General features: G+C 67.5%; 1 protein-coding gene. It reads left to right on the top strand.

The window, feature by feature from the left end; all coding sequences use genetic code 11:
- The first annotated feature begins 239 nt into the window (after window positions 1-239).
- On the top strand, window positions 240-1,022 hold the full coding sequence (locus ACWD0J_RS41330; protein ID WP_451501015.1) for an MBL fold metallo-hydrolase: 783 nt from the start codon (window positions 240-242) through the stop codon (window positions 1,020-1,022).

Genomic DNA, 1,022 nt, shown 5'->3' on the forward strand with positions numbered 1-1,022 from the left:
CCGACCGGGCCGCTCATCGGTTTGTCGCCTGTGGACCATCACGAGTCCGCAGCGTACCTCGCGGGATATCCGGTTCCGCCCCAGTATGGAGTCGTACCCGGGGTGATCACTGGGCAGCACAGAACACATCGTGTCCGTTGGAGTGGATTGTCGTCGTGCGCCGACCGCCACCGTCCGCCGCCTCTTGTCTCCACCTTCCTCCCTCCCTCTCCTCCCCGATCTTCGTCAGGAGCACACTCATGCACGGCACCATCACGGTCATCGACAAGGGCCCCGTCCGCATCCACAGCTACACCGCGCCCGAGGACGGCCTGGACGTCAACACCCAGCTGATCGAGACGCCGTCACGGATCATCGCCGTCGACGCGCAGTTCGTCCTTGCCTACGCCGACGAGGTCGTCGCCTACGCCAAACAGCTCGGCAAGCCGCTCGACCGCCTGGTCGTCAGCCACGCGCACCCCGACCACTACCAGGGCGCGGCCCGCTTCGGCGTCCCCGTGCACGCCCTGCCGGAGACCACCGCGGAGATCACCGCGATGGGCGACAAGACCGACCTGCCCACCGGCGCCCCGATCCCGCTCGCCGACATGACCCCGACCGTGGAGATCACCCCGGGCACCGAGATCATCGACGGCATCCCCTTCGCGTTCGAGAAGGTCACCGGCGGCGAGATCCACACCACCCTCGTGATCAAGCTGCCCGAGCAGGGCGTCCTGGTCGCCCAGGACGTCGTCTACCACCGCACCCACCTGTGGTTCCTGGACAAGGACTTCGACGGCTGGCAGGCCAACATCGACCGCTTCGCCGCCGAGACCGAGTACGACACCATCCTGCCCGGCCACGGCGAACCGACCGACCCCGGCATCTGGGCCGAACTCACCGACTACATCAACGCCGGCCGCGAACTGCTCGGCGACGACGGCGACGCCTACAAGAAAGCCATCACCGAGCGCTACCCCACCTACAAGGGCGCCGCCCTCATCGACGTCGCCAACGCCTACATGTTCGGCCCGCGGGGCTGA

The sequence above is a fragment of the Streptomyces sp. NPDC003011 genome, assembly GCF_053591515.1.